Annotated in this window: 21 protein-coding genes; 14 read left to right on the top strand and 7 right to left on the bottom strand. The window is 66.4% G+C overall.

The annotated features are described in order from the left end of the window. Positions 1-23: 23 nt before the first annotated feature. Positions 24-800, top strand: a complete 777-nt coding sequence (locus ACAX61_RS06075; protein ID WP_370713888.1) for a formate/nitrite transporter family protein — start codon at positions 24-26, stop codon at positions 798-800. A 3-nt stretch (positions 801-803) separates the two neighbouring features. Here ACAX61_RS06075 and ACAX61_RS06070 read toward each other — a convergent pair whose 3' ends face one another. Both ACAX61_RS06070 and ACAX61_RS06065 read right to left on the bottom strand, forming a co-directional pair. Further along, the gene (locus ACAX61_RS06070) at positions 804-1535 is read right to left on the bottom strand and encodes a class I SAM-dependent methyltransferase (protein WP_370713887.1); all 732 of its coding nucleotides are present in this window, start codon (positions 1533-1535) and stop codon (positions 804-806) included. A 3-nt stretch (positions 1536-1538) separates the two neighbouring features. Beyond that, the gene (locus ACAX61_RS06065; RefSeq protein WP_370713886.1) at positions 1539-1955 is read right to left on the bottom strand and encodes a GtrA family protein; all 417 of its coding nucleotides are present in this window, start codon (positions 1953-1955) and stop codon (positions 1539-1541) included. A gap of 105 nt (positions 1956-2060) precedes the next feature. Here ACAX61_RS06065 and ACAX61_RS06060 point away from each other — a divergent pair, with 105 nt between their 5' ends. From ACAX61_RS06060 to pal, 11 genes are all read left to right on the top strand, one after another. Beyond that, positions 2061-3836, top strand: a complete 1776-nt coding sequence (locus ACAX61_RS06060) for an AcrB/AcrD/AcrF family protein (RefSeq protein WP_370713885.1) — start codon at positions 2061-2063, stop codon at positions 3834-3836. 43 nt (positions 3837-3879) lie between these two features. Continuing rightward, a complete protein-coding gene (gene pepN / locus ACAX61_RS06055) occupies positions 3880-6474 on the top strand; it encodes an aminopeptidase N (protein ID WP_370713884.1) in 2595 nt (864 codons plus the stop codon). Positions 6475-6483: 9 nt separating this feature from the next. Next, positions 6484-7080 (top strand): Holliday junction branch migration protein RuvA, encoded by a 597-nt coding sequence (gene ruvA, locus ACAX61_RS06050; protein WP_370713883.1) that lies wholly within the window; start codon positions 6484-6486, stop codon positions 7078-7080. Positions 7081-7194: 114 nt separating this feature from the next. Then, positions 7195-8412 carry an endo-1,4-beta-xylanase gene (locus ACAX61_RS06045; RefSeq protein WP_370713882.1) on the top strand — a complete coding sequence of 406 codons (1218 nt, stop codon included), beginning with the start codon at positions 7195-7197 and terminating at the stop codon, positions 8410-8412. A gap of 65 nt (positions 8413-8477) precedes the next feature. Beyond that, the gene (ruvB, locus tag ACAX61_RS06040) at positions 8478-9503 is read left to right on the top strand and encodes a Holliday junction branch migration DNA helicase RuvB (RefSeq protein WP_370713881.1); all 1026 of its coding nucleotides are present in this window, start codon (positions 8478-8480) and stop codon (positions 9501-9503) included. A gap of 52 nt (positions 9504-9555) precedes the next feature. Further along, positions 9556-10005, top strand: coding sequence for a tol-pal system-associated acyl-CoA thioesterase (gene ybgC, locus ACAX61_RS06035; protein WP_370713880.1), 450 nt, complete (start codon positions 9556-9558; stop codon positions 10003-10005). Positions 10006-10011: 6 nt separating this feature from the next. Continuing rightward, entirely contained in the window at positions 10012-10704 is a 693-nt protein-coding gene (gene tolQ, locus ACAX61_RS06030; RefSeq protein ID WP_370713879.1) for a protein TolQ, read from the top strand. Then, the gene (tolR, locus tag ACAX61_RS06025) at positions 10704-11141 is read left to right on the top strand and encodes a protein TolR (RefSeq protein WP_370713878.1); all 438 of its coding nucleotides are present in this window, start codon (positions 10704-10706) and stop codon (positions 11139-11141) included. The genes tolQ and tolR overlap by 1 nt, the downstream gene beginning before the upstream one ends. A 13-nt stretch (positions 11142-11154) precedes the next feature. Continuing rightward, complete coding sequence (gene tolA / locus ACAX61_RS06020) at positions 11155-12102, top strand: cell envelope integrity protein TolA (RefSeq protein ID WP_370713877.1); 948 nt, start codon at positions 11155-11157, stop codon at positions 12100-12102. Between the two features lie 142 nt (positions 12103-12244). Further along, the gene (gene tolB, locus ACAX61_RS06015; RefSeq protein ID WP_370714919.1) at positions 12245-13528 is read left to right on the top strand and encodes a Tol-Pal system beta propeller repeat protein TolB; all 1284 of its coding nucleotides are present in this window, start codon (positions 12245-12247) and stop codon (positions 13526-13528) included. A 124-nt stretch (positions 13529-13652) separates the two neighbouring features. Further along, positions 13653-14174 (top strand): peptidoglycan-associated lipoprotein Pal, encoded by a 522-nt coding sequence (gene pal, locus ACAX61_RS06010; protein ID WP_370713876.1) that lies wholly within the window; start codon positions 13653-13655, stop codon positions 14172-14174. A gap of 62 nt (positions 14175-14236) precedes the next feature. On the opposite strand, the gene ACAX61_RS06005 is transcribed toward pal, so the two are convergent. The 3 genes from ACAX61_RS06005 to ACAX61_RS05995 are packed head-to-tail and all read right to left on the bottom strand — an operon-like array spanning position 14237 to position 17954. Beyond that, the gene (locus tag ACAX61_RS06005; protein ID WP_370713875.1) at positions 14237-16069 is read right to left on the bottom strand and encodes a DUF885 domain-containing protein; all 1833 of its coding nucleotides are present in this window, start codon (positions 16067-16069) and stop codon (positions 14237-14239) included. Between the two features lie 56 nt (positions 16070-16125). Next, positions 16126-17001, bottom strand: coding sequence for a S1/P1 nuclease (locus ACAX61_RS06000; RefSeq protein WP_370713874.1), 876 nt, complete (start codon positions 16999-17001; stop codon positions 16126-16128). After that, positions 17001-17954, bottom strand: coding sequence for an isoaspartyl peptidase/L-asparaginase family protein (locus tag ACAX61_RS05995; RefSeq protein ID WP_370713873.1), 954 nt, complete (start codon positions 17952-17954; stop codon positions 17001-17003). The genes ACAX61_RS06000 and ACAX61_RS05995 overlap by 1 nt, the downstream gene beginning before the upstream one ends. 158 nt (positions 17955-18112) lie before the next feature. Between ACAX61_RS05995 and ACAX61_RS05990 the strand changes: the two genes are divergently transcribed. Beyond that, positions 18113-20962, top strand: coding sequence for a M16 family metallopeptidase (locus ACAX61_RS05990; protein ID WP_370713872.1), 2850 nt, complete (start codon positions 18113-18115; stop codon positions 20960-20962). 12 nt (positions 20963-20974) lie between these two features. Then, positions 20975-21271: a hypothetical protein gene (locus ACAX61_RS05985; RefSeq protein WP_370713871.1), complete on the top strand. Its 297-nt coding sequence runs from the start codon at positions 20975-20977 to the stop codon at positions 21269-21271. A gap of 48 nt (positions 21272-21319) precedes the next feature. On the opposite strand, the gene ACAX61_RS05980 is transcribed toward ACAX61_RS05985, so the two are convergent. Together ACAX61_RS05980 and ACAX61_RS05975 are read right to left on the bottom strand one after the other, a co-directional pair. Next, positions 21320-22804 carry an efflux transporter outer membrane subunit gene (locus ACAX61_RS05980; RefSeq protein WP_370713870.1) on the bottom strand — a complete coding sequence of 495 codons (1485 nt, stop codon included), beginning with the start codon at positions 22802-22804 and terminating at the stop codon, positions 21320-21322. Next, positions 22801-25995, bottom strand: coding sequence for an efflux RND transporter permease subunit (locus ACAX61_RS05975; RefSeq protein ID WP_370713869.1), 3195 nt, complete (start codon positions 25993-25995; stop codon positions 22801-22803). Before ACAX61_RS05975 ends, ACAX61_RS05980 begins: the two co-directional genes overlap by 4 nt. Positions 25996-25997 lie beyond the last annotated feature (2 nt).

The raw sequence follows: 25997 nt of genomic DNA, 5'->3' as shown, positions 1-25997 counted from the left end.
AGCCGTTCCGAAAGGAGCGGCGCATGACCGAACCGCAAGCCGACGCGACCGGCCCCGCCATTGCGGAGGCCGCACCCGAATTGTTCGAGGGCAAGGCCGAAAGCGGCTGGACGCGCATGGCGATGCTGGCGGTGGTTGCGGGCGCCTATATCGCCTTTGGCTCGATCGCCTATTTGGTGGCTCAGGCGGGACCGCCGGGCGGGGCCACGCAGTTGTTGTCGGGCCTGGCCTTTTCGGTCGGGCTGATGCTGACCATGGTGACAGGGGCGGAGCTGTTCACCGGCAACACCATGTTCGTGCTGGCGGTCGACCGGCACCGGCTGACGGCGGGGCGAATGCTGACGGCCTGGGTCGTCGTGTGGTTCGGCAATCTGATCGGCAGCGTCGTCATCGCTGTGCTGTTCGTGACGGCGGGTGGCGGATCGGGCGTCGAGGGACTGGTCGGCGACAGCGCGGTCAAGGTCGCGACGTCCAAGGTGACAAAGGACACGCTGGCGCTGATCGCGTCGGGGGTGCTGGCCAATATGCTGGTGTGTCTGGCCGTGTGGATGGCAATGGCGGCCAAATCGGTGCCGTCAAAGATCATCGCCGTCATCGGCCCCGTCACCGTGTTCGTGGCGGCGGGTTTCGAACACTCGATAGCCAACCAGTCGCTGCTGGCGATGGGCTGGCTGCTTCAGGACGGCGGCGCGATCACCGGCGGGGCAATCGCGCGCAATCTGGCGCTCAGCACCTTCGGCAATATTCTGGGCGGCATGGCCGTGGCGATGATGCTGGGCCGCGCACAGCTGGACGAATAAGGCTCAGCCCGGCTTTCGTACCAGTGTGATGATGGACAGCCCGGGCGGCATCGGTATGCGGCCGATCAGGTGGCGTTCCAGCTCGAACACCCGTTCCAGCGCCTTGTTCACCGGCGCGGCGGGGGGTGAATCGTCGCTGTCGTCCTTGCCCGTCAGCCGACCCGCCAGCCGCGCGGCGACCGCGACCGGGAACAGCAGCGAGTTGAACCAGCGCAGGCCGTTATGCGTCAGGCCCGCCTCGCGGATCGCCTCGTTCAGGCTTGCCTTCGAATAGCGGCGATGGTGGTGGTTCACCACGTCGTGCGCCGACCACATCCATTGATGCGCGGGCACCGTCACCAATATCGCGCCGCCGGGTTTCAGCACGTCGGCCATGCCGCGAAGGGCGGCGACATCGTCCTCGACATGCTCGACCACGTCCAGCACCGCGATCAGGTCATAGCTGCCGCGCGGAACGCCGGTCAGTTCGGGCAGCGGCGCGGTGCCGACCGGCTTGCCCAGCCGTTCGCTGGCAAAGCCGCGCGCCGCCTCATCAATCTCGATCGCGTCAACGTCGCCGAAACGCGCGAGCATGGGCAGGTTGTGGCCGGTGCCGCACCCGATCTCAAGGATGCGCGCGCCCTGTGGCAGCCGCGCCTCCCGCGTCAGATAGTCGGCCAGAATCTCGCGCCGGGCGCGGTACCACCAATGGGTGGTGTCGTGCGCGGCCATGCGGTCATAGACGATACGGTCCATCGCTTATCGAAACACCCATTGACGGTTGAGAAGAAAGGTAACGACCGGCACCAGCGTCAGTCCCGGCACCAGCGGCGTCCATGCGGGCAATCCCAGCCGGTCGGTCATAACCCAGGTCAGCACCGCGTGCATCAGCAAGCCGACGCCCTGCACGCTCACAAATTTCGCCTGCTGCCCGCCGCCCGATTGCCGCGTGCCATGGCCGCGAAAGCTCCAGTTGCTGTGCAGCCAATATCCCGCCGTGACCGCGACCGCAAAGGCAAAGGGCACCGCGAACACCGCGCGCTCCCGCCCGAACACCCACATCGCCAGCGGCAGATAGACGGCGGTGTAGATGACGGTCGAAATGCCGCCCGCGACCAGGAATCGCATCAGCTGGCCGACGATTGCCGACTGCCGCATCGCATTGATCCCACGCATTCCCGTCGACACGCCCTTGCCCTTTACAGATCGTGGAGTAGGGCCGCACCAACCGACCATCCATAGCCGCCCCTAATCGTCACAACGTTCCGAGAAAAGCCCGACATGACGCCCGACCTGCTCGACCGCCAGCTTCAACGGCATTGGCTGCGCTGGACGCTTGTGGCGTGGTGCGCCTTTGCCGGCTGGTATCTGTGGCAACGCTGGGGGAACATCTATTGGCTCAGCCTGTCGGATACCGACGACAATATGCGATTGATGCAGGTGCGTGGCCTGCTGGGCGGGCAGGGCTGGTACGATCTGCGCCAGTATCGGCTGAACCCGCCGGGTGGCTTCAACATTCACTGGAGCCGCATCGTCGATCTGCCCATTGCGGGGCTGATCCTGTTCTTTCGCCTGTTCACCAGCCCGGCATGGGCCGAACGGCTGGCAGTGGGCATTGCGCCGCTGATCCCCTTTTCCATCGTCATGACGAGTATTGCGGTCGCCGTCAGGCGCTTGGTCGATCCGCGCGCATGGCCGCTGGCGCTGCTGTTCCTGGTCAGTGCATCGACGCTCGCGACGATGTTCATGCCGCTTCGCATCGACCATCATGGCTGGCAGCTGGCGGCGCTGGCCGTGACGGTGGCGGCGCTGGCCGATCCGCGCCCGGCACGCGGCGGCGCGATTGTGGGGGCGGCAAGCGCCTTTTCACTGACCATCGGGTTGGAGATGCTGCCCTATGCCGTGGGGGCGGGCGGTATCCTGGCGCTGCGCTGGGTGTGGGACCGGGCGGAGGCGCCGCGCGTCGCGGCCTATGGCGTCGCTCTGGCAGGCGGCAGCGCGATCGGGTTCCTGTTGTTCGCTTCCAGCGCCAATTACGCCTTGCGGTGCGACGCGCTGACGCCCGTGTGGCTGTCGGCGACGGTCGCGGGCGGGGCGCTGCTCCTGGCGCTGGCGCGGATCAATCCGGCGCATCGCGGCGTGCGGCTGGCGCTGGCGGTGGTTGCGGGCGGCGCACTGGCGGCGGGGTTTGCGGCCATGTTTCCGCACTGTCTGTCCCGACCCGAAGGCGTGTCGGAGGAGCTGGCGCGCAGCTGGCTGAACAATGTGCGCGAAGCACGGCCGATCTATCGCCACGCGCTGCGCACTGCCATCCCGCTGGCGACGATGCCGCTGATCGGGTTGATCGGCGCGCTGGTCGCGACGTGGCACGCACGCCGCGACGCCGCGCGACTGGCCGGATGGGTGCCAGTGACGCTGTTCACGACGCTCGCCTGCGCCCTGTTGCTATGGCAGGTGCGAGTGGGTCCGGCGGCGCAACTGCTGGCGGTACCGGGATCGACGGCGCTTGGCTGGATCCTGTTTCCGGCGATCATGCGCCGTACGTCGCCCATGGTGCGGATCGTGGGTGCGGTGGCCGTGTTCCTGATCGTCTCAGGCCTGTTCGCCACGCTGGCGATGCGCTGGCTGCCCATCGACCAGCCCGATGCGATGCAGCGCGCCGTCAGCCGTGCCAATCAGCGTTGCGGTACCATCCCGGCGATGCGGCCGCTGGCCCGGATGCCGGCGCAGACGGTGTTCACCCATGTCGACCTTGGACCGCGCCTGATCACCTTGACGCATCACAGGGCGATTGCCGGTCCCTATCACCGCAATGGCGACGCGATTCTGGATGTGCATCACGCCTTTCAGGGCTCTGACGACAATTTCCGCCGCATGGCGCGCGCGCATGGGGCGACGCTGCTGCTGATCTGCCCCAACATGGCGGAGACGACCAATTACCGCGCGCGTGCGCCGGGCGGCTTCTACGCCCGGATTTCCAGCGGTCAGGTGCCCGATTTTCTGGAGCCGGTGAAGTTGCCTGCCAATTCGCCCCTCCGCTTGTGGCGGATAAAGTGACGGCGCCATTGCCGGGGGGCGGCGAAGGACTTAACTCGATTTCATGCTCGACGCCCTCAACGCAACCGTAACGCCCAAGGCCGTGCGCCGCAGCGACTATCGCGCACCCGACTGGTTGGTGCCCGATATCGCGCTGGATTTCGATCTGGACCCCGCCGCGACGCGGGTGCGGGCGGTGCTGTCGGTCACGCGAAACGGCGCGCATGACCGCCCGATCGAACTGGACGGCGACGGGATCGAGCCGGTTTCGGTCATGGTCGATGGCGAAGCGGTGCACTGGACGCGCACCGAACGCGGCATTGCGCTGACCCTGCCGGGTGAGGCGCACCGGATCGAAACCGAAGTGCTGGTCCATCCGGACCGCAACACCCAGCTGATGGGCCTGTACGCATCGGGCGGTCTGCTTTGCACCCAGTGCGAGGCGGAGGGCTTTCGCCGGATCACGTTTTTCCCCGACCGGCCCGACGTTCTCACGCGCTATTTCGTCCGGTTGAGCGCGGACAAGGCGCGTTATCCGGTGCTGCTGGCCAATGGCGACCCGGTTGCAGCGGGTGACCTGCCCGACGGGCGGCATTTTGCTGAATGGCGCGATCCGTTTCCCAAGCCCAGCTATCTGTTCGCGCTGGTCGCGGGCGATCTGGTCGCCAATCGCGCGACCTTCACAACGCGATCCGGGCGCGATGTCGAACTCGCCATTTGGGTCCGCGCGCCGGATCTTGCCAAGACCGATCATGCGCTGGGCGCGCTTCAGACCTCGATGCGCTGGGATGAGCAGGTCTATGGCCGCGAATATGATCTGGACGTGTTCAACATCGTCGCCGTTGACGATTTCAACTTCGGCGCGATGGAGAATAAGGGGCTGAACATCTTCAACAGCCGCTACATCCTCGCCGATCCCGATACCGCCACCGATTACGATTACGACGCCGTGGCCGCGGTCGTCGCGCATGAATATTTTCACAACTGGTCGGGCAACCGCGTAACGTGCCGCGACTGGTTCCAGCTTTCGCTGAAGGAAGGCTTCACCGTCTATCGCGACCAGAGCTTTTCGGCGGATCAGGGCTCAGCCGCGGTCAAGCGGATCGAGGATGTGCGCTCGCTGCGCGCAGCCCAGTTTCCGGAGGATTCGGGGCCCCTCGCGCATCCCGTGCGCCCGGACGAATATCTGGAGATCTCGAACTTCTACACCGCCACCATCTATAACAAGGGTGCGGAGGTCATTCGCATGATGGCCACGATGCTCGGCGCACAGAAATTCCGTGCGGGCAGCGACCTGTATTTCGACCGGCATGACGGCAGCGCCGCGACGGTCGAGGATTTCGTGCGCGCCATGGAGGATGCGGGCGAGATCGACCTGGCGCAGTTCCGGCTGTGGTATTCGCAGGCCGGGACCCCGCGCGTTTCCGCGCGGCTGATCCACGAATCCGGCAGCGGCCGCGCGGTGCTGAAGCTGCGGCAGAGCGTGCCGGTGACGCCCGGCCAGCTGGAAAAGCAGCCCATGGTGCTGCCACTCAAGCTCCGCCTGTTCGGGCTGGAGAGCCAAAAGCCGCTGACCGATGAGCAGCTGGTCCTGCTGCGCGACGGTGAGGCGGAAATCCTGTTCGAAACGGTGGCCGAACAGCCGGTATTGTCGATCAATCGCGGCTTTTCCGCCCCGGTGGTCGTCGAAACGGATCGCACCGCGACCGATCTGGCGTTCCTGTCGGCGCATGACGACGACCCGTTCGCCCGGTACGAAGCGATGCAGCAGCTGATGCTCGACACGCTGGTCGCGGCGGTCGGCCATGGGCGCGCCGATCACGGTCCGGTGATCGAGGCGGTGGCGAACACGCTGGCCGACCCGCGCCTCGACCCCGCCTTTGTCGCAGAGGCTGTGTTGCTGCCGTCGGACAGCTTCATCGGCGACCAGCTGTCGATCGTCGATCCTGAAGCGATCTATCAGGCGCGCGAAGCGCTGCGCCGCGAACTGGGCCGGACGCTGTCCGAACGATGGCGCGCCGCCTATGAAGGTGCGCGTGACAATCGGTTCGAATACAGCCCGGCGGCCAAGGGGCGGCGGCGCCTTCGCACCGTGTCCCTCGGCTACATCGCCGCATCGGGTGCGCCGGATGCCAGCGACATCGCCTTTCGGCAGTTCGAAACCGCTGACAACATGACTGACCGCCAGGGTGCGCTGACCACGCTGGTCAATTCGGGCACCGACGAAGCGCGTGAGGCGGCGCTGGAAGTGTTCTATCACCGTTATGCCGGCAACGGGCTGGTGCTGGACAAATGGTTCTCGACCCAGGCGCTGTCGGCGCGGGAGGACACGCTGGCGCGCGTCATCGAATTGTCGCGGCACCGCGATTTCACGCTGGCCAACCCCAACCGCGCCCGGTCGCTGGTCGGGGCGTTCAGCGTCAATCAGCGCGCCTTCAATGCTGCCGACGGCGCGGGCTATCGCTTTGTCGCGGACCAACTGATCGCGCTCGACCGCCTGAACCCGCAGACGGCGGCGAAGCTGGTGCCGCCGCTGGGCCGCTGGCGCCGCTTCGACGCAGGCCGCGCGGCGTTGATGCGCGCCGAGCTGGAGCGCATTCTGGCCGCCCCCGGCCTATCGAAGGACATGTTCGAACAAGTCGCCAAGAGCCTGGACTGACGACCCTCGATGATCGCGCATCTCAAGGGGATTCTCACCTCAGCCGGGATCGATCATGCCGTGATCGAGGTGGCGGGCGTCGGCTATCTGGTGGGCGCATCGTCGCGCACGCTGTCGTCGCTCGGCCCCGTCGGCGCGGCCGCCATGCTGCACACCGAAATGCTGGTGGGAGAGGATTTCATCCGGCTGGTGGGCTTTGCCAGTGCGGATGAACGCGACTGGTTCCGGCTGCTGACCGGCGTGCAGGGCGTTGGTGCGCGCGTCGCGCTGGCGATCCTGTCGGTGCTGGCGCCCGACGAACTGGCCGCCGCCGTGTCGCGTCAGGACAAGGCGATGGTTGCGCGCGCCAATGGCGTGGGGCCGAAACTGGCCGAACGGATCGTGCGGGAATTGAAGGACCGCGTCGGCACCGTGGCACTGGGTGTGGGCGGCGCCGCGCCCGCAGCGTCGGGCGGCGTCAGCGGCGATGCGCTGTCGGCCCTTGCCAATCTGGGTTTCCGCCCGGCGGAGGCAGCAAGCGCGGTCAAGGCGGCAGAGGATGCCTTGGGACCGGGTGCAACGCTGGACAGTCTAGTGCGAGAGGCGCTGCGCCGCGCGGCGCGCTGACCACTTAACGGCCCAAAGCGGCCTTTCGTTTTTAGCTGTTAGCGATATCATCATCGAACGGCGCGGCATGTCGCCGGCGGATGCGCGACCAACGCGCACCGTGATCGGGAGAGGATGATGAAAGCTTATACGCGACGCGATGCGATCGTGCTGGCGGGGGCGCTTGGCGTTACCGCGTGCAGTGGCGGCGGGGGGAGCGGACCTTCACCAACGCCAACACCCAGGCCGACTCCAAGCCCCACGCCGACCCCGACACCAACGCCGACGCCGGGACCGGCAGGCACGATTGCGGCCGCCGCCGCCGCACGCAACATGCGCTTCGGCTCGACACTGGCCTGGAGCCAGCCCGGCGCTGATGCCGGCTCCTTTGCCAATCCCGCCTATGCCGAATTGCTGGAGCGCGATTGCACGCTGCTGGTCCCGGAAAACGAGATGAAGTGGGAATATCAGTCCTCTGCCGAGAATGTGTATGACTGGCGCCGCGCCGACGCGATGATCGCCTATGCCCAGTCAAAGGGCATGGAAATGCGCGGTCACGTGATGCTGTGGTATATTACGGAACGGTTTCCCGCATGGGTTCGCAATTATGATTTCGGCCCGAACCCGCGCGCCACGGCGGAACGTCTGGTGCGAACTCATGTCCAGAATGTCGCGCGCCACTTTGGCGATCGCATCAAAAGCTGGGACGTGCTGAACGAAGCGGTCGATCCGGCGACGGGCAATGTGCGCGAAAATATACTGTCGCGCGCGGTGGGCAACGATCCCAGCCTGATGGACCTGGCGTTCCGCACCGCGCGGGAAGAACTGCCCGGCGCTGAGCTGGTCTATAACGATTATATGGATTGGGGATCGACGCGGCACCGGGACGGCGTGCTGGCGTTGCTGCGCGGATTTCGCGACCGCAACGTGCCGGTCGACACGCTGGGCATCCAGTCGCATATCGGTTTTTATTCCTCTGGCACGGCTCAGCAGATCGCCGACGCCCAGATACCGGCCATGCGCGCCTGGCTCGATCAGGTGACGGCGCTTGGCTATAAGTTGATGATCACCGAATTCGATGTCAGCGATCAGAACCGGGCCGGCACCATTGCCCAGCGCGATGCCGATGTCGCGACCTATGGTCGCGCATGGCTGGACCTGTTGTTCAGCTATCCGCAGCTTCGCGACGTGCTGGTCTGGGGGATGAACGACAAATATAGCTGGCTGCAGCGTTTTCAGCCGCGCGCCGACGTCTTGCCGCTGCGCCCCTGTCCCTATGATGCCAATGCGATGCCCAAGCCGCTTTATCGCGCGATAGAGGCCGCGTTCCGCGCGACCGCCGTTCGCGCCTGACGTCATGCGCTGGCGATGGCTCGTCCTGCTTTCGTTCCGCCGCGCACATGGCTAAGCACGGGGGCGTGACCGAACCCGATCGTATCCTGACCCCGGCGCGGCAGCCCGAAGATGTCGACGCCGCGCTGCGCCCCAAGCGGCTGGACGAATTTGTCGGCCAGCGGGCTGCACGCGAAAACCTGCGCGTCTTTATCGAGGCCGCGCGCGGGCGGGGCGAGGCGCTGGACCATGTGCTGTTCTTCGGCCCGCCGGGGTTGGGCAAGACAACCCTGGCACAGATCATCGCGCGCGAAATGGGCGTGGGGTTCCGCTCCACCAGCGGGCCGGTGATCGCCAAGTCGGGCGATCTGGCCGCCCTCCTCACCAATCTTGAGGACGGCGACGTCCTGTTCATCGACGAAATTCACCGGCTGGCCCCGGCGGTGGAGGAAGTGCTGTATCCCGCGATGGAGGACCGCGCGCTCGACCTGATGATCGGCGAGGGGCCGTCGGCGCGCAGCGTGCGCATCGACCTGCCGCGCTTCACATTGGTGGGAGCGACGACGCGGCAGGGGTTGCTGACGACCCCGCTTCGCGACCGGTTCGGCATTCCCGTGCGGCTGCAATTCTACACCGTGGACGAACTGACGCGGGTGGTGACGCGTGCGGCGGGGTTGCTGGGTCTGGGCATCGCGCCCGACGGCGCGGCGGAAGTCGCGCGCCGCTCGCGGGGAACGCCGCGCATCGCCGGGCGGCTGCTGCGCCGGGTGCGCGACTTCGCCAATGTGGCGGGGGCCGAGATTGTCGACGCACGCGTGGCCGACAGCGCGCTTAACCGGCTGGAGGTGGACGCACTGGGGCTGGATGCGATGGACCGGCGATACCTGACCATGATTGCGGACATCTATCGCGGCGGACCGGTCGGGGTCGAGACGCTGGCAGCGGGCCTGTCCGAACCGCGCGACACGATCGAGGAAGTGATCGAGCCGTATCTGATCCAGATCGGTATGGTCGCCCGCACCGCACGGGGTCGCTGCCTGAACGGCGCGGCGTGGAAGCATCTGGGGATCGAGGCGCCCGCCGGCACACAGGACGGACTGTTCGACGGATAGAGGGCTGAACGGCTTTGACCGCATTGATACGGCTCGATAAAGGCCAGCGGGCATGACGTCAGACGTGCCCTCCTCCGGCCGCTTCGAAGGCAATCAGCACCGTTTCCCGGTGCGCGTTTATTTCGAGGATACCGACCTGTCGGGCGTCGTCTACCACGCCAATTACCTGCGTTACATGGAACGTGCCCGGTCCGACATGCTGCGCGTGGCCGGGATCGACCAGCGCGCTGCGTTCGAAACGGGGGAGGGCGTCTATGCCGTGCGTGACGTCACGCTTCGCTTTGCCGCGCCCGCACGTCTGGACGACGAACTTCTGGTCGTCAGTCGCTTGACCGCCATGCGCCCGGCGGCATGCGTCATTCAGCAACGAGTCATGAAGGGCGAGGCCATGTTGGTCGAGGCGCTGGTCGAGGCGGTGTTCATCACCCCTGCCGGTCGCCCACGCCGCCAGCCGTCCCAGTGGCTCGATATCTTCACCCGCCTTTTGTCCGAAGGGAATTGAGGCCGCATGGAAGCCGCGTTCATCAACACCGACGCCGCGACGCTGTCGCCCGTGGCCCTGTTCCTTCAGGCCGACTGGGTGGTGAAGGGGGTCATGCTGGGCCTGCTTCTGGCCAGCATCTGGACCTGGGCGATCATCATCGGCTTTCGCATGAAGGTCGGCCGCACGAAAAAGGCGATCGACGGGTTCGAGGCGGATTATCGCCGCGCCGACGATGTCGATGCGTTTCATCGCAAGCACGCCGAAAGCGACCTGCCCATCGCCCGCGTCTTTTCCGCCGGGGTCGCCGAATGGCGACGCTCGACCGCGGGCAAGACGATCGACCGCGACGGCACGCGCGAACGGCTGGCCACTGCCATGGGTGCTGCGGTCGCGGCCGAGATCGACCGTATGGGCGACCGGCTGAACGTGCTGGCCACCATCGGTTCGGTGGCGCCGTTCGTCGGCCTGTTCGGCACCGTGTGGGGCATTATGCGCAGCTTCACCAGCATCGCCGCCGAACAGAATTCGTCGCTGGCGGTGGTGGCACCTGGCATTGCGGAGGCGTTGTTCGCCACCGCCATCGGCCTGTTCGCGGCCATTCCGGCGGTCATCGCCTATAACCGCTTCAGCCATGCCATCAACCGGATCGAGGCGCGGCTGAACCGCTTTGCCGACGGCTTCCACGCGACGCTCAGCCGGCAGCTGGAACTCGCCTGATGGCGATGCACCTTCCATCCGGTCGGGGGCGCGGACGCCGTGCGCCGATGGCGGACATCAACGTCACGCCGCTGGTCGACGTGATGCTGGTGCTGCTGATCATCTTCATGGTGACGGCGCCGCTGCTGACGGCTGGCGTGCCGGTGAACCTGCCGGAAAGCCGCGCCAAGGCGCTGGATCAGGAACAGGAGCCGGTTCAGATCGCCATCGACGAAGCGGGCGCAATCTTCGTCAATGACCGCGAGGTGAGCGAGGCCGATCTGCCCGACGCCCTCGCGCAGATCGCTACCGCCAACGCCGCGGGTGAGCCGCCAGCCATTCTGGTCCGCGCCGACCGCACCACCAATTACGGCAAGTTCATGGGCGTGATGGGCGAGCTGAACCGCGCCGGGCTGAACCGTGTGTCGCTGGTGACGCTCGGTTCCGGCGAACGCTGAGGCAGCGGGCGGGATGGATCGCGCCGAACGCATCGGGCTGGGCGCCGCAATTGTCGGCCATGTCGTGCTGTTCGGCCTGTTGTCCGTCGGCTTCCTCGCCACGCCCAACCCGGTCGAACTGAAGCCGGTGCCGATCGACATCAGCCTGGTCGACGAAATCGGGCTGGAGGCGCAGGCTCCCGCCTCGATCCAGCCGCCCGCGACCTCCATCGCGCCCGAACAGGGACCTCCGGAAGACGCCGCCCCGCCGGAGCCGGAAGCCGCGCCCGAACCCCAGCCACAGCCCGAACCCGAACCGGCGCTTCCGCAACCCGCACCCGAACCGCGCCCGGCGCCAAAGCCCGCGCCCAAGGCACCGGCGCGCCCGAAAAAGCCGGCGGAGGCGCCCAGGGAAAAGGCAAAGCCCAAGGCTGAGCCGAAACCCGCGCCCAAGGCTCCCGCCAAGGCCCAGCCGAAGCGCGAAGCCGCGCCCAAGGCCAAGCCAAAGGCGAGCGCCGCCAAGGGTTCGGGCAGCGACAGTGCCGCTAAGGCCAGCCGCCCGCGTGGATCGCGCCTGGGCGATGATTTTCGAAAGGGCCTGACCGACACCGTATCGGACAGTCGCGCCCCCAACCCGCCCTCTGCCGCGCGGATCGACGGTCGCGCCTTGGCGGGCATTCGCGACGCGATCCAGCGCCAGATCCAGCCCTGCGCCGACAAACAGGTGAATCCGGGACCGGGTGCGAATTCGATCGTCACCGTTCTGAACCTGCGGCTGAACCGTGACGGGACGCTGGCCGGCAATCCGAAAATGGTGCGCCAATCGGGGGTCACCGGTGAGAATGATCGTTATGCCCAGCGTGTGGTCGATCTGGGTATCGCGGCTTTCCGGGCGTGTACGCCGCTGAAGCTGCCTGCCGAATTTTATCAGACCGCCAATGGCGGCTGGAGCAATATCAATTACAACTGGCAGCTGCGCTGATGCGCGGCGCTGGTGAGTTCGAGGAGAGCGTTCGATGCTGAAACTGCGGATGCTGGTCGCGCTGGCCGGTTGCTCGGCGCTGGGACCCCTCGCGGCGCAGGACGTCGCGCCGCCACCCGTGGCAGCGCCACAGGATGGCGCCATGGCCGCGCCGGGTCAGACACCCCCGCCGCTGGAGGTCGACGTGACCGGCGGCATTTCGGCGCCGATGCCGATCGCCGTCCCCTATATGCCGACCCCGGCGGTGCAATCGACCCCCGCCGGATCGACCGACGATCTGGGGCGGCAATTGTCCCAGATCATCACCAACGACCTGAAGAATTCGGGCCTGTTCACACCGCTTCAGCCCGCCCAGTTGCGCGCCGTCGTCTTTCCTGAAGTGACGGCTCCCGCCTATGACTATTGGGGCGGCACCGGGGCACAGGCACTGGTGCAGGGCTTTGTGCGTGCCAATGGCGACGGCACGCTGACGGTCGGCTGTTATCTGTACGACGTCTTCTCGCGCATCGAACTGGCGCGGCAGGGTTTTGTGGTCAGCCCGGCCGACTGGCGCCGCGCCGCGCACAAATGCGCCGATACCGTCTACACCCGCCTGACGGGCGAGGGGCCGTATTTCGACAGCCGCATCGTTTACGTCAGCGAAACGGGGCCGAAGGGCAAGCGCATCAAGCGGCTGGCGATCATGGATCAGGACGGCGCCAATCACCGATTCCTGACCAATGGCCAGTCGATCGTGCTGACCCCGCGTTTCGCGCCGAACCAGCAGACGATCGCCTATATGAGCTATGTCGGCGATCAGCCCGCAATCTATGTCTATGACCTGGGCAGCGGGCGGCAGCGCAAGGTGGTGCAGGGCGTCAGCCTGACCTTTGCCCCGCGTTTCTCCCCCGATGGCCGCTACATCCTGTTTTCGATGGCGCAGAACGGCAATACGGACCTGTACCGCGTGCCCGCCGGTGGCGGCGCGCCGCAACGGCTGACCAATTCACCCGGCATCGACACCGGCGGCAGCTATTCGCCCGATGGCCGCCGCATCGTGTTCGAAAGCGATCGTGGCGGATCGCAGCAGCTTTACGTGATGGACGCCGACGGATCGAACCAGCGGCGCATCAGCTTTGGCGGCGGGCGTTATGCCACGCCGGTCTGGAGCCCGCGCGGCGACCTGATCGCCTTCACCCGCATTTCGGGGGGCTTTAAGATCGGCGTGATGAATGCCGATGGCGGCGGTGAAAAGCTGTTGACCGATGCCTGGGGCGATGAGGGACCAAGCTGGTCGCCAAATGGCCGTGTGCTGACCTATCTGCGCTCCGCCCAGGGGTCAGGCCGGGCACAGGTCTGGTCGGTCGATCTGACGGGCGTGAACGAACGTCGCATCCCGACCCCACTGGACGGTTCGGACCCAAGCTGGGGGCCCGTCCGTCCTTGAGGGCAATGCCGCGAATTGGCGGTTCAGCGATGCCTCGCAACGAATCGTGCCGATAACGGTTCGTCGTTTCAGTAATGACCGGCGTTCCGACCTACCGAGTTCGAAAAAAGGAGGAGTTTCCGAAATGGCAAATCGTTCCGCCGCGTTGATCATGGGCGTGGCACTCGTCGCCGTCGCCGGTTGTGCCAAGAAGCGGCCCGAAGTGCTGCCCCCCGCGCCGGGCGAAGCCGCGCCCCCCACCACGGGCGGTGAGACGACCGGACAGGTCGGTAACGGCGCCGTTCCCGGCTCGGCAGAGGATTTCCGCCGTTCGGTTCAGTCGGACACGGTGAACTTCGCGCTCGACAGCTATGACATCGACCCCACCGCGCGCGGCATCCTGGATTCGCAGGCGCAGTGGCTGACGCAATATCCCAATGTTCGCGTCACGATCGAAGGACATGCCGACGAACGCGGCACGCGCGAATACAACCTTGCGCTGGGCGACCGCCGCGCCAATTCGGCCAAGAATTATCTGGTCGCACGCGGCATCGACGCGGGCCGGATCACCACCATCAGCTATGGCAAGGAACGCCCGCAGGCACTTGGTTCGGACGAAGCGTCCTGGGCGCAGAACCGTCGCGCGGTGACGGTCGTCATCGGCTGACGGCCAACGAGGCGAACAGATCGGGGCGGGAGCGGCAATGGCCACTCCCGCCCCGTTTCGTTTCAAGCCATGCGCGCGTCGCCCCAGCGCTGCATCATCGCGTCCAGCACCGAAATCGGCATTACGCCGGCGCCAAGCGCGGTGTCGTGAAAATCGCGCAGGTCGAACCGCGCGCCCAGCCGGGCCTTCAAACCGTCCCGGATCGCCACCCAGCGCGTCTGTCCGACCATGTAGCTGGTCGCCTGACCCGGCCATACGCAATAGCGTTCGACCTCGGTCACCATCGTCGCTTCGGGCTGGCCGGTATTTTCGACCATGTAGCGAACCGCCTGTTCGCGGCTCCACCGCTTGGCGTGCAGGCCGGTATCGACGACCAGCCGCCCGGCACGGAACATGTAGGACTGAAGATAACCCAGCTTGCCGAACGGGTCGCCGTCATATGCGCCGAGTTCGTCGGCCAGCTGTTCGGCATACAGGCCCCAGCCTTCGGTAAAGACCGAATACATCGGCATCTTGCGAAGTTCGGGGATGCCGGTCGCGATCTGGGCCAGCGCGATCTGGTTGTGATGGCCCGGCGTCGCTTCGTGATAGGTCAGCGTCGGCAGCGTCCATTTCGGCCATTCGGCGGTATCGCGCAGGTTGATGTAAAAGGCGCCCGGCCGCGATCCGTCCAGCGCAGGGGGCTGGTAATAGCCGCCGGCGGAGCCCGCTTCGATCTCCGGCGGTACGCGCCGCACCTCCACCAGCGCGCGCGGCAGCTTGCCGAATGCGCGGGGAATGCGGCGCTGCATGTCGGCCACCTGAAGGTTCAGGTCGGCAATCAGCTTTGCCTTGCCCGCATCGGTGTTCGGATAAATGAAGCGCGGCTCCTTGCCGAGCGCCAGCAGACGTTGGGCCACCGTGCCGCGCGTCATGCCCTGGGCCTTCAGGATGACGTCCGCCTCGGCCGTCAGCGCGGCCATGCGGTCCAGACCCAGCTTGTGGATCTCCTCCGCGCTCATGTCGGTCGTCGTCGCATAGCGCAGGGCATAAGCGTAGAAGGCGTCGCCATCGGGCAGGTGCCAGACGCCCGCATCCGATGTCGCATTGCCGCGCGCGCGGCGCAGCAATTCGGCCTGTCGCCGCATCGCCGGGTAAACGCGGTCAGCCAGAATGCGGGTGCAGCGTGCTGCCCAGTCGCCCTGGATGCCCTTTGCGCGCGTCTTTTCGGCCAGATTGGTGACCAGCGCGTTGGCTGCCGGGGCGGGGGCCAGGATCGCGTCATATTGCGTCAGCGCGCGGTCGAGGACGAAATCGGGCGGCGTCACCCCGGCGGCCAACTCCGCCTCGACGCGCTGGCGCTCGTCATCCATCGCCGTGGCAAAGGCTTCGCAACGGGCCAGATATGCCTCCGCATCGGCGCGGGTCGCAATAGGGTGCTGGTTGGCGAGGAAGTCGGGAACCGAGCGATAGCTGCCGCCCAGTTGCGACAGCGTATACGGCTCCGGCCAGCCCGCCGTGCCATAATCGAACCGGTCGAATGCGGCGACCTGATTGGCCCACGGCCCGGCAAAGGTGTCGTAATTCACGCGGTCGGTGCCGGTCAGGCGATCGGCGTCGATCGCGCGCAGGGCGGCCAGACCTTCCCGATACAGATTATGGGCCTTCGCTATCCCGGCAGGCGAGCGATCGTCCAGCTTGGCACGGGCGCCCGAGCGATCACCGCTATCCAGACCCAGCGAGGTGCAAAGCTCGGGCGAGGTATCGAGAAACTGGTCGTACAGCCGCGCAAGTAGTGCGTCGAGCTTGGCCGCTTCGGCGTTGGTGGGCGACTGGCCCGCGCGGGCCGTTGCGGGCATCAATGCCGACGCGCCCAAGGCCACGCCCGAGGTCAGCATCGTACGGCGATCAATCATCTCATCTTCCTTCATGCGCCGCCCCAAACCGACCGGTGGAGCAGGATCAGCCAGCGTCAACGGCGCCGTGGTTCGGGGGCGAAGGCATTCGCCGGATCGAATGCCTCATCCAGCATCCGCGCCAGCCGGACGCCCGCACGCTCGATCTGAAGCCGCTGAACCGGCACCATCTTCTCGATCGCTTCGGGGGTGACGGTCACCAGCCCCTCAGGCTTGGGTCCGCACGGGTCACCACCCATTGCCAGCGCATAGGCAGTGTCGCGGCTGGCCTCCCAACCCTGATGGCTCCAATCCTCGACGCTGCCCGCACCCAGCCGCGCACGCTCGGCGGGGGTATAGGCACGGATGGGGGAGGGCGGCGTCGTCACGGCGCGTTCGGCCAGCGGCGAATCCCAGATGGAGTGCAGGTTCAGCCAGCGCGCCGTGACCGGGCCATAGGTGGCCTTCACGTCATTGCCGCCGCGGTCGCCGCGATCCCCCGCATGCGGCGGGGCGTGCAGGTCGCCGACGAAATGGATCAGAAACGCCAGCGCCGCGACCTTCTCGCGAACGGGGACGGTTTTGTTCTGGAGCAGCTTCACCTGTCGTTCGACCTGTGCCGACACGCAATTGCCGTCCTTGCACGCCGCCTTCAGGTCGAAGGGGCGGCAGATGTCGACATTCTGGTAATGCCAGGGCGCGGAATAGCTGAAGCGATCGCCCATGCCGCGAATACAGTCGGGCCAGGTCGATGCCTGTTCCGGCGTCGCCGCCTTGCAGGCCGGCGTTTCCAGCAGCGGGGCACGGGCCAGCAGCGCGCGCACCTGTCGCGCGGTTTCGGGCCGCACGTTCAGCAAGGCAATCTGCGCGATCGTCTCATGCGTGAAAAAACCATAGGCCAGCGCCGGGGCAGGCGCGAGCAGCAGCGCAAGGGCGAGGATCAGCCTGCGCATCACTGTTCGTCCCCGTAAATGGCGACCACCCGCTCGCCACCCGCGCTGGCGCGGCCGCGATACATGCCGGGGGTGTTGTAGCTCCACGCCATTTCGCCGCTCGGCCCGGTGACGATTACGCCGCCGGTGCCGCCCAGCGCCTTTGTCTCGCCCATTACCTGATCAGCGGCGGCCTTCAGGCTTTCGCCCTTGAAGCGGACGCGGGCGCAAATCTCATGCGCCACGCCCTCGCGGATGAAGAATTCGCCCGCGCCGGTGGCCGAAACGGCACAGGCGCGATCATCGGCATAGGTACCTGCGCCGATCAGCGGCGAATCGCCGATGCGGCCCCAGCGCTTCCCGGTCACGCCCCCGGTCGAGGTCGCGGCGGCGACATGGCCCGCCGCGTCGCGTGCGACCGCGCCAACGGTGCCGTATTTCATGTCGATGTCGAACCAGTCGGCCTTGCGCGACTTCATTTCTTCCAGCTGCTGCCGGCGTTCGGGGGTGGCGAACCATTCCGGCCCGACCTGTTCCAGCCCCTGTTCGCGGGAGAAGGTATCGGCACCCGCGCCTGCCAGCATGACGTGCGGGCTGTTCTCCATAACCGCGCGGGCCAGGCCGATGGGGCTGCGCGTCGCGGTCACACCCGCGACTGCGCCAGCCTTGCGCCCCTCGCCCTCCATGATCGCGGCGTCGAGTTCGTTCTTCCCCTCATAGGTAAAGACCGCGCCGCGCCCGGCGTTGAAATTGGGGTCGTCCTCCAGCACCCGCACGGCGGCCTCCACCGCGTCGAGCGCAGTGCCGCCCGATGCCAGCACCTTTTGCCCCGCATCCAGTGCGGCGTTCAGCCCGGCGCGGGCGGCGGCCTCACGCTCCGGGGTCATGCGTTCGCGTTCGATCACCCCCGCGCCACCATGGATCACGAGGGTCCAGCCCGGCTTTTCCTGGGCGGCATGGACGGGGGCAGTCATGGCAATGGCTCCGGCAAGGACGAGGAGGCGGCGAAGAGACATGGCGAACCTCGACGAAAAGGTTGGATGCGCGCGCCCTTGCCAGAAAGCGACGCGGCTTGCACCCGTTTCACCGCACGCTATCGTCTCCTCCGTAACTTTCTGGAGCATAAGCCCGAATGCGTGCCTTTCTGCTGATCAGTGCCGCCGCCTGCGCGCTCGCCGCGCCCGCTTTCGCCCGTCAGGCGCAACCCGCGCCCGCGCCGGTGGCCGACCTGATCAAATCGGTCGACATCCCGTATGAGACGTTCACGCTGGACAACGGCCTGCGCGTGCTGGTGCATACCGATCGTAAGGCGCCGGTCGTCGCGGTGTCGGTCTGGTACGATGTCGGGTCCAAGCATGAGCCGAAGGGCAAGACCGGCTTTGCCCATCTGTTCGAACATCTGATGTTCAACGGCACCGAAAACGTCCCCGGCGATTTCTTCGAACCGATGCGCTCTGCCGGGGCCACCGACATGAACGGCACGACCAGTTTCGACCGCACCAACTATTTCGAAACCGTGCCACGGGCTGCGCTGGACCGCGCGCTTTTCATGGAAAGCGACCGCATGGGCCATCTGCTCGGCGCGGTGACGCAAGGGGTGCTGGATGAGCAACGCGGCGTCGTGCAGAATGAGAAGCGTCAGGGCGACAACCAGCCCTATGGCCTGGTCCGCTACAAGATGAGCGAGGGGCTGTTCCCGGTCGGTCACCCCTATCACCACTCGACCATCGGCTCGATGGCGGATCTTCAGGCGGCCAGCCTTGCCGACGTGAAGACCTGGTTCCGCAGCTATTACGGGCCGAACAACGCGGTGATCGCGCTGGCGGGCGATATCGACGTGGCGACCGCGCGCCCGCTGATGGAGAAATATTTCGGCGGCATCCCGCGCGGACCAGAGGTCAAGGCACCGCCAGCGCCCGTGCCGACGCTGCCCGCGCCGGTGGTGGAAACGATCCACGACCGCGTGGCGACCACGCGCCTGTACCGGATGTGGGCGGTGCCCGGCCTTCGCGATGGCGACGCGCAATTACTGGACGTGGCGGCTGGGGCGCTGGGCGGCCTTGCCAGTTCGCGGCTGGAAAATGAACTGGTGCGCAAGGCGCGCGTGGCGGTTGGGGTTCAGGCCTATAACCAGTCGCTGACGCAGGTCGGCATTTTCGGCCTGGTGGTCGACGTGCGCCCCGGCGTCGATGCCGATGTCGCCGCGCAAAAGCTGGACGCGGTGATCGCCGATTATCTGAAGACCGGCCCGACCGAGGACGAGGTGCGCCGCGTGGCTACCACCGCCATTTCCAGCCGGCTGGCAGGGCTTGAATCGGTCGGCGGCGGCTATGGCAAGGCGGGGACGCTGGCGTCGGGCCTTTTGTTCGCGGGCGACCCCGATTTCTACAAGCGCGAACTGGCCGCGCTGGCCGCCGCGACGCCGGATGCGGTAAAGGCCGCCAGTGTCAAATGGCTGTCCCGCCCGGCCTATTCGTTGACCGTCGCGAATGGCCAGCGAGAGGCTTATGCAGAGGTTGGTGGCGCTCCGGCGACTACGCCCGGCAACAATGCCGCACCCCAGCCCGCGTCCGCCGACGGCCCCGCACAGGGGAAGCGCGGCGCGATCCCGGTGGTGGGCGAAGTGCGCGACATCGCATTTCCGTCGGTCGAGCGTGCAAAGCTGTCGAACGGCATCGAGCTGGTCTATGCCCGCCAGAGCGCGGTGCCGGTCACGCGCGCGGTCGTCAGCTTTGACGCAGGCATCATCGCCGACCCCGCCGACAAGCTGGGCCTGGGCAATCTGACGCTGGCGGTGATCGACGAGGGCACGGCAAATCGCGATGCGGTTGCCCTGTCGGAAGCGCAGGAGCGGCTGGGCGCGCAGCTGTTCACCACCAACGACCCCGATCGCAGCCGCGTTGGCATCTCCGCGCCCAGCGCCAATCTGGACGCCGCCATCGCGCTGCTGGGCGATGTGATCCGCAACCCCGCATTCGCGCCGGCTGAGGTAGAGCGGGTGCGCGGTCAGACGCTGGCACGGATCGGGGCGGAAATGACCAACCCCAGCGGACTGGCGCAGCGCATGTTGCCGCGTCTCGTCTATGGTGCCGCGTCGCCCTATGCCAAGCTGGCGGGCGGCACCGGCGATCCGGTGGCGGTCAAGGGCGCCACGCGCGCCGATCTGATCGCGTTCCAGCAAGCCTGGCTGCGCCCCGACAAGGCGCGGATCTTCGTTGTCAGCGACCGTCCAATCGCGGAAGTGCGCGGCGCGCTGGAAAAGGCGCTCGGCGACTGGCGCGCGACCGGCTCTGCGGGAGTGAAGCCCGCCGTCGCCGCTGCCGCCACGGCCAGCAGCCCCCGGATCGTCCTGATCGACCGGCCCGATTCGCCCCAGTCGCTGATCACGGCGGCACAATTGACGTCGCTCGACCCGCGCGCGGAGCTGTTGCCCGTCTTTGCCGCTAACGAAGTGCTGGGTTCCGGCTTCCTCAGCCGGATCAACATGGACCTGCGGGAAGCCAAGGGTTGGTCCTATGGCGCAGGCGGTGGCTTCCAGCGGATGGAACGCGCGGTCCCCTATACGATCAACGCCCCGGTTCAGGCTGACAAGACCGGCCCGGCACTCGCCTCCCTGCGTCAGGAGATTGGCGGTTTTCTGGGTCAAAAGGGTGTGACCGCCGGGGAGTTCACTCGCACCATCGAGGGTGAGACTCGCGAACTGGCGGGCAATTTCGAAACCGGCGCGCGCGTGCTGGCGGCGATGGAGACGAACGACCTGTTCGGCCGCCCCGACGATTATTACGACACCATCGCGCAAAAATATCGCGCGCTGACCCCGCAGCAACTTGACGCTGCGGCAAGGGCGGCACTCGACCCCGACAAGTTCGTTTGGGTGGTCGTGGGCGATGCCGCGAAGGTCCGGGGCCAGCTTGACAGCCTTGGCCTGCCCGTTGAGGTGGTGCCAGCCCCGGCCGGCGGCACCCGCGCCGCGGCCAATTAAGGAGTGGATGCGATGGCGAATGTCGACGGCAAGTGGAATGTGACGGTCAAGTCGCCGCTGGGCGATCAGCAGGCGATGCTGGACGTGCAGAGCGCGGGCGACAGCTTTTCGGGTACCTTTTCGGGCGGCATGGGCACCAGCCAGGTCAATGGCACCGTCGCGGGTGACACCATGACGTGGAAGATGGACATCAGTGTCCCCATGCCGATGACACTGGACTGCCAGGCAACGGTTTCGGGCGACACGATGGATGGTCAGGTGACCGCCGGCGCGTTCGGCAGCTTCCCGCTGACGGGCACGCGCGCCTGAACGGATAACCTGGAATGGACAGGGGGCGGGGATGACCCGCCCCTTTTTTTATGGACGATTGCCGGGGCGAAGCGCCTCACCCGCGCGGGGCGGTTCAGGCGGGCCGTCGACCGCTTCGGGTACCAGATCGCCGCCGCCCAGCGAGCGATACAGCTCCACCAGATTATTGGCACGCACCAGCCGCGCCGACGCCAGCGCGCGGCGTGCCGAATACAGCGTGCGCTGGGCATCCAGCGTCGTCAGGAACGGGTCGATCCCTTCACGATACCGCGCTTCCGACAGACGGAAGCTGTCCGACGCAGCGTCGAGCAGCCCTTGCTGCGCCGCCACCTGATCGGCAATCACCGCGCGGCGGGCCAGCGCATCGGACACTTCGCGGAACGCCACTTGAATCGCGCGGCGATATTGGGCGACGGCGGCATCGCGCTGCGCCTCAACACTCTCCAGATTACCGCGCAGCGCGCCGCCCTGAAAAATCGGGATGTTGCCGGTGCCGCCCGCGTTCCAGATCAGCCGGTCGCCACTGAACAGCGAACTCAGCGCATTGCTGGCAAAGCCGACCAGACCGGTCAGGCTGATCGTCGGGAAAAAGGCCGCGCGGGCTGCACCGATCCGGGCGTTGGCGGCACGCAGCGTATATTCGGCCTGAACGACATCGGGACGCGCCAGCAGAATGCGCGAATCCAGATTGGCGGGCACATCGGCGATCAGCGGCTCTGCCGTCTCGATCGCCGGCGGCAATTCCGCATCGGTCACCGGCGCGCCGACCAGCAGTTCCAGCGCGTTGCGATCCTGCTGCACCAGCGCCGTCAGGTCCGCCAGATCGGCCTGCGCCTGACGCAGCACCGTTTCCGCCTGGCGAAGGTCGGTGCGCGCGGCGATGCCGCCCCGCACGCGCGCGCCGGTCAGTGAGACGGTCCGCTCCGCACTCGCCATCGTGTCGCGCGCGATGGCCAGCAGGCTGCGGTCGGTCGCCAGCGTGTAATAGGTACTGGCCGTTTCCGCGACCAGCGACAGCCGGGCCGCGCGAACGCCCGCCACCGTACCCAGATATTCGGCCAGTGCGGCGTCGGACTGTGACTGGATGCGCCCGAACAGGTCGATCTCGAACGCGCTGAGGCCCATCTGCGCGCTATATTGCTCGCTGACGCTGCCGCCATTGGCGCCAAGCCCCTGCGCCGCGCCCCGGTTTCGCGCGATGGAGCCGCCGACGGAAGCGTCGAAAGCCGGGAGGAATTCGGACCGCGCAAGGCGCAACTGCCCGCGCGCCTGCCGCACATTGGCCAGCGCGACCTGCAGATTCTGATTATTGGCCAGCGCACGCCCGATCACCGACTGGAGCCGCGCATCGCGGAACACCTGTTGATAGGTGACCATCTGCGCGCCGGTCGGCGGCAGCGGCGGCTGGTCCCCACCGGGTATTGTCGGAAACGCGGGCGGCACGGCAGGGCTTGGCCGTTCATAGGTCGGCGCAAGGCTGCATGCGGTCAGCGCCAGCGCGGGCAGCGTCAGCGAGGTGAGACGGCGGATCATAGGCTCGGCTCCCCTTCAAGACCATGTTCGCGCTGGTCGCGGCGATGAGCATCCGCCTCTGCCGCGCCATGTACCTTGCCGCCGAACAGCTTGCGGACCAGCACATAGAACAGCGGCACGAAGAAGATCGCCAGCACCGTCGCGGCAACCATGCCGCCGATGACCGCCGTGCCGATCGCCACTCGGCTCGCTGCGCCCGCGCCCGTCGAGATTGCCAGCGGCACGACACCGAAGATGAAGGCGAAGCTGGTCATCAGGATCGGACGAAGCCGCAGCCGCGCCGCCTCCAGCGATGCCTCGACAGGGCTCATGCCCTCTCGTTCCGCCTGTTCGGCGAATTCGACGATCAGGATCGCGTTCTTGGCCGACAGACCCATCGTGGTCAGCAGGCCGACCTGGAAATACACGTCGTTCTCAAGCCCGCGCAGCCACACCGCCAGCGCCGCGCCGAGCAGGCCCAGCGGAACCACCAGCAGCACCGAGAAGGGTACCGTCCAGCTTTCGTACAGCGCGGCCAGGCACAGGAACACGACCAGGATCGACAGCCCGTAGAGCAACGGCGCCTGACCACCCGACAGCCGTTCCTGATAGGACAGGTCCGACCACGCGACCGATACCCCCTCCATCTGGCCGACCAGTGCCTCCATGCGGTCCATCGCGGTGCCAGAGCTTTCGCCCGGTGCCGGTTCGCCTTGGATCTGGTAGGCGGGCTGGCCCTGGAAACGTGCCAGCACGACCGGCGCCACGCCCCATTTTGCGGTGGCAAAGCTGCTGAACGGTGCCATTTGCCCGTTTGCGCCGCGCACGAACCAGTTGGTCAGGTCCTCAGGACGCGCGCGATAACCGGCATCGCCCTGGACATAGACGCGCTTTACGCGCCCGCGGTCGACAAAGTCGTTGACGTAAACACCGCCCCACGCCGCCGAAAGCGTCTGGTCCACCTGATTGGCGGACAGGCCCAGCGCGCCCAGCTTCGCCTGATCGAGCTGGATTTCCAGCGTCGGAACATCGGGCAATTCGTTCTGGCGGACATTGGCTAGGCTGGAGTCCTCTGCCGCTGCCGCCAACAGTTCGTCACGGCGCGCGCGGAAGGCTTCACGGTCCAGCCCGCCGGTGTTCAAAAGCTGAAGCGTGAAGCCGCCTGCCTGGCCCAGACCCCGCACCGGGGGCGGATTGAGCGCGAAGAATTGCACATCGCGCAGGTTCGACAGCGCCTTGGTCGCGGCCCGGGTGATCGAATCGGCGCTGTTTTCCGCACCGTGCCGTTCTTCCCACGGGGCAAGCGAGATGAAGCCGCGACCCGCATTCTGCCCCGCGCCACCGGGCCCGGAGCCGCTGACCGTATAGATGGCGGCGACATTCTCCTTGGCGGGGCCGAGGAAATATTTCTCGATCTCCTGCGCGGCGGCCAGCGTGCGTTCCTGCGTCGCACCTGCGGGCAGCGTGTACTGGATTGAGGCGCGTCCCTGATCCTCGTTGGGGAGGAAGCTGGTCGGCAGGCCGTAAAAGACCAGCACGAACGCACCCACCAGCAGCGCATAGACCGCCAGCGCCAGCACCCGGTGCCCGAACACCCAGCGTACACCGTCGCGATATTTGCGCGATGTCTTGTCAAAGCCGCTGTTGAACTTCTCGCCAAACTTGTCGACCCAGCCGGTCACGCGACCGCGCGGCTTCTTCGGATCGGGGCGTTTGAGCAGCGTGGAGGTCAGCGCCGGCGACAGCACCAGCGCGACCACCACCGACAGGATCATCGACGAAATGACGGTGATCGAGAACTGGCGATAAATCTCGCCCACCGATCCGCCGAAAAAGGCCATCGGCGCAAACACGGCCGACAGCACCAGTGCGATGGCGATCAGCGCGATCTGGATTTCGCCCATCGACTGAATCGTCGCCTCACGCGGGGTCATTTCGGGGTTGTCGTGCATCACGCGCTCGACATTCTCGACCACGACGATCGCGTCGTCGACGAGCAGACCGATCGACAGCACCAAGCCGAACAGCGTCAGCGTGTTGATGGTGAATCCGAATATCGCCATCACCGCAAAGCTGCCCAGCAGCACCACCGGCACGGCAATCGCGGGGATCAGCGTCGCGCGCCAGCTTTGCAGGAAGACGAACATGACGATGACGACGAGGATGATCGCCTCGATCAGCGTCTTGACCACTTCATCGACCGACAATTTGATGAACGCGGTCGAATCGTTCGGATAAGCGTATTCATATCCGGGGGGGAAGGACGGGGCCTGCCGCTCCACTTCCGCCTTGACCAGCTCGGCAGTCTCCAGCGCGTCGGCCCCCGGTGCCAGCTGAATCGCGATACCGGCGGCGGGGTGGCCGTTCAGGCGGCTGATGGCGGTATAGTTTTCCGCGCCCAGCTCGACCCGCGCCACATCCTGCAACAGCACCTTGGACCCGTCGGTCTGGGTCTTGACGATGATCTGGCGGAATTCCTCCGGCGTCGTCAGGCGCGATTTCGCGGTGACGGTGGCGTTCAGCATCTGGCCCGGCGGGGCGGGTTGCTGGCCGATTTGACCGGCGGCGACCTGCGTATTCTGCGCCTCGATCGCGGCGGTCACGTCGCTGGGCATCAGCTGATAGGACGATAGCGCAAAGGGGTTCAGCCAGATGCGCATCGCATATTGGGTGCCGAACACGTTGACGTCGCCCACACCCTGCACGCGGCCCAGCCGGTCCTGAAGGTTGGAGACGAGATAATCCGCCACGTCGATCGCGGTCGTCCGGTCGCTTTGGTCATAGACCGAGATGACCATCAGGAAGTCCGAACTGGACTTGGACACGCGCAGGCCCTGCTGCTGCACCTGTGCGGGCAGGCGGGGAATGGCCTGTTGCACCTGATTCTGGACCTGAACCTGGGCAATGTCGGGATCGGTGCCCTTTTCGAAGGTGACGGTGACCGTCACCGACCCCGACGAGCTGGAGCTGGACGAGAAATAGATCAGCCCGTCGATGCCCGTCAGCTGCTGTTCGATGATCTGCGTCACCGAACTTTCGAGGATTTCCGCCGACGCACCCGGATAAGTGGCGCGGATGTTCACCTGCGGCGGGGCAATGTCGGGATATTGTTCGATCGGCAGGGTGAAGATGCTGCCGATGCCCGCCAGCATGATGACGATGGCGATGACCCAGGCGAAAATGGGCCGATCAATGAAGATGCGCGAGATCAAGG

The sequence above is a fragment of the Sphingomonas sp. IW22 genome (assembly GCF_041321155.1).
In the GTDB taxonomy this organism is placed as follows: domain Bacteria; phylum Pseudomonadota; class Alphaproteobacteria; order Sphingomonadales; family Sphingomonadaceae; genus Sphingomonas.
Note: the sequence above shows the minus strand (reverse complement) of the source record. Positions and strands in the feature narration are given on the sequence as shown.

Excerpts from the sequence above, each read along its gene's own strand:
- tolR (WP_370713878.1), top strand. The coding sequence starts at position 10,704 with ATGGCGATGCACCTTCCATCCGGTCGGGGGCGCGGACGCCGTGCGCCG.
- pal (WP_370713876.1), top strand. The coding sequence starts at position 13,653 with ATGGCAAATCGTTCCGCCGCGTTGATCATGGGCGTGGCACTCGTCGCC.
- ACAX61_RS06000 (WP_370713874.1), bottom strand. The coding sequence starts at position 17,001 with ATGCGCAGGCTGATCCTCGCCCTTGCGCTGCTGCTCGCGCCTGCCCCG.
- ACAX61_RS06045 (WP_370713882.1), top strand. The coding sequence starts at position 7,195 with ATGATGAAAGCTTATACGCGACGCGATGCGATCGTGCTGGCGGGGGCG.
- ACAX61_RS05985 (WP_370713871.1), top strand. The coding sequence starts at position 20,975 with ATGGCGAATGTCGACGGCAAGTGGAATGTGACGGTCAAGTCGCCGCTG.
- ACAX61_RS05990 (WP_370713872.1), top strand. The coding sequence starts at position 18,113 with ATGCGTGCCTTTCTGCTGATCAGTGCCGCCGCCTGCGCGCTCGCCGCG.
- ACAX61_RS05980 (WP_370713870.1), bottom strand. The coding sequence starts at position 22,804 with ATGATCCGCCGTCTCACCTCGCTGACGCTGCCCGCGCTGGCGCTGACC.
- ACAX61_RS06075 (WP_370713888.1), top strand. The coding sequence starts at position 24 with ATGACCGAACCGCAAGCCGACGCGACCGGCCCCGCCATTGCGGAGGCC.
- ACAX61_RS05995 (WP_370713873.1), bottom strand. The coding sequence starts at position 17,954 with ATGACTGCCCCCGTCCATGCCGCCCAGGAAAAGCCGGGCTGGACCCTC.
- tolA (WP_370713877.1), top strand. The coding sequence starts at position 11,155 with ATGGATCGCGCCGAACGCATCGGGCTGGGCGCCGCAATTGTCGGCCAT.
- tolB (WP_370714919.1), top strand. The coding sequence starts at position 12,245 with ATGGCCGCGCCGGGTCAGACACCCCCGCCGCTGGAGGTCGACGTGACC.
- ACAX61_RS06070 (WP_370713887.1), bottom strand. The coding sequence starts at position 1,535 with ATGGACCGTATCGTCTATGACCGCATGGCCGCGCACGACACCACCCAT.
- ACAX61_RS06065 (WP_370713886.1), bottom strand. The coding sequence starts at position 1,955 with ATGCGTGGGATCAATGCGATGCGGCAGTCGGCAATCGTCGGCCAGCTG.
- tolQ (WP_370713879.1), top strand. The coding sequence starts at position 10,012 with ATGGAAGCCGCGTTCATCAACACCGACGCCGCGACGCTGTCGCCCGTG.
- ACAX61_RS06005 (WP_370713875.1), bottom strand. The coding sequence starts at position 16,069 with ATGATTGATCGCCGTACGATGCTGACCTCGGGCGTGGCCTTGGGCGCG.
- ACAX61_RS06060 (WP_370713885.1), top strand. The coding sequence starts at position 2,061 with ATGACGCCCGACCTGCTCGACCGCCAGCTTCAACGGCATTGGCTGCGC.
- pepN (WP_370713884.1), top strand. The coding sequence starts at position 3,880 with ATGCTCGACGCCCTCAACGCAACCGTAACGCCCAAGGCCGTGCGCCGC.
- ruvA (WP_370713883.1), top strand. The coding sequence starts at position 6,484 with ATGATCGCGCATCTCAAGGGGATTCTCACCTCAGCCGGGATCGATCAT.
- ybgC (WP_370713880.1), top strand. The coding sequence starts at position 9,556 with ATGACGTCAGACGTGCCCTCCTCCGGCCGCTTCGAAGGCAATCAGCAC.